The following is a 1,868-nucleotide window of genomic DNA, read 5'->3' on the forward strand; positions in this document are numbered from 1 at the left end:
AGAACTGCCCGTAGAAAAAGTGCCTATGGCACAGCGGGAGATCATCCGCAAGAGCATTCACCGGGCCAAGCCCGTGATCGTCGCCACCCAGATGATGGAAAGCATGATCGACCGCGTAAAACCCAACCGCAGCGAGATCACCGATGTGGCAAATGCCGTCCTGGAAGGCGCCGACGCCGTTATGCTGAGCGCCGAAACGGCCACCGGTCAGCACCCGACACTCGTTGTCGAGACCATGCGCAAGATCATCATCGAAGTAGAAAAGACCGAGTATCCCTATAACCGCGAAGACGATCTCGTCCCGCAACCGCATTCACCCTCCTTCCTGAGCGATGCGATCTGTTACAACGCCTGCAAGCTCGCTAAAGACGCCAACGCCGACGCTATCATCGGCATGACACAATCCGGTTATACGGCCCTTATCCTGTCCAGCTACCGGCCAAAATCACCGCTGTATATCTTCTCCAAGGAAAAAAGCCTGATCAACCAGCTCAGCCTCAGCTGGGGCGTACGCGCCTTCCACTATGCGGAAGAAGATAGTGTAGATGACATCATCCACGATCAGCACGCGATCCTCAAAGAAAGAGGCTTTATCAAGAGCGGGGATGTGCTGGTGAATACCGGGAGCCTGCCCGTGGAAAAACACCTGGCCACAAATATGCTGAAGATCACCAAGCTCGAATAAAACTATTTGACAGAACGATTGGCGGCGGCTGTCGCCAATCGTTCCAATATCAATTGGATCTCCTCCCCATCCGCCATTACCACCGACTGCTCCTCTTCCATCGCCCGGTTCACAAACTCCATACCGCTGACCCGCTGCACCCTCGCCGAAGTATGGAACTCCCTCGCATCCGTTCTTTCCGCCAAAGCAGTAATATTGGACGACCGTATACCCGCCCCCGGCATGACAACGATCCTGTCATCGGCCTCCCTGACCAGCTCATTGATCAAGTCAACCCCTTCCATCGCCGCCGGCCGCTGCCCCGAGGTCAGTATCCGCTCACAGCCGATGCTGATGATATCTTCCATCGCCTCGAAAGGATTGGCCGCCCAGTCGAACGCCCGGTGAAAGGTAACACCCAACGGGTAAGCCAGCTCCACCAGACGGGCACAACGCTGTTTGTCAATCCCCCCATCCGCCCTTAGCAGACCGATCACGACACCGTCGCACCCGACCTGCTTGCAATATTCCACGTCCTTCCACATCACCCGGAACTCCTCTTCCGTATAAAGAAAATCACCGCCCCGCGGCCGGATGATAGGATATAAGGCAATATGAAGACGCTCCCTCGCCATCCGGATCACCCCCGGAGAAGGGGTCGTCCCTCCTTCATCCGCACCGGCGCATAATTCAACCCGCTGCGCACCCGCCTCCTGGGCGATCAGCGCCGAAGCCAGGTTGAAACTGCATATTTCCAGTTGGATAGTCATATTTTAATCCCAACTTTTTGCGTCGTACATTTTCTCTTCCATTTTGCTTTTCACCGCGTAGCTAAACCCCTTATGAATGGCAAAAGCGCCCGTTTCCCCCTTTTTATTCAACGCGATAAAAGCGACCTGGATATCCTTTACATTCCCCTTCTTCACCCGGATGATCCTTTCCACAGCCGCCTTACAGGCCGCCTCGGGAGACAACCCCTGCCGCATCAGCTCCACGACAGTATGGGACCCGCAGATCCGGATGACATCCTCTCCCTGCCCCGTCGCGGTGACAGCCCCGACTTCATTGTCGACAAACAACCCCGCCCCGATGATCGGCGAGTCCCCTAACCGGCCCCGCATCTTAAAACCCATGCCGCTGGTCGTACAACTGCCGCTAAGATTCCCGGCGGCATCCATGGCTACCATCCCGATCGTATCATGGT

At 56.0% G+C, this 1,868-nt stretch carries 3 protein-coding genes; 1 reads left to right on the top strand and 2 read right to left on the bottom strand.

All coding sequences use genetic code 11. From position 1 onward, the window contains the following. Positions 1-685 (top strand): pyruvate kinase (locus VGM48_RS05755; protein ID WP_331576954.1); only part of this gene is annotated, 685 nt, incomplete at its 5' end. A gap of 2 nt (positions 686-687) precedes the next feature. Here VGM48_RS05755 and VGM48_RS05760 read toward each other — a convergent pair. Together VGM48_RS05760 and VGM48_RS05765 are read right to left on the bottom strand one after the other, a co-directional pair. Beyond that, on the bottom strand, positions 688-1,434 hold the full coding sequence (locus tag VGM48_RS05760; protein ID WP_331576956.1) for a copper homeostasis protein CutC: 747 nt from the start codon (positions 1,432-1,434) through the stop codon (positions 688-690). A 3-nt stretch (positions 1,435-1,437) separates the two neighbouring features. After that, positions 1,438-1,868: isoaspartyl peptidase/L-asparaginase (locus tag VGM48_RS05765; protein ID WP_331576958.1), on the bottom strand; the 431-nt coding region annotated here is incomplete at its 5' end.

Origin of the sequence: Puia sp., from assembly GCF_036500295.1 — a bacterium.
Taxonomy (GTDB): Bacteria; Bacteroidota; Bacteroidia; order Chitinophagales; family Chitinophagaceae; genus Puia.

Coding starts and splice junctions, on each gene's coding strand:
- VGM48_RS05760 (WP_331576956.1), bottom strand. CDS start 1,434: ATGACTATCCAACTGGAAATATGCAGTTTCAACCTGGCTTCGGCGCTG.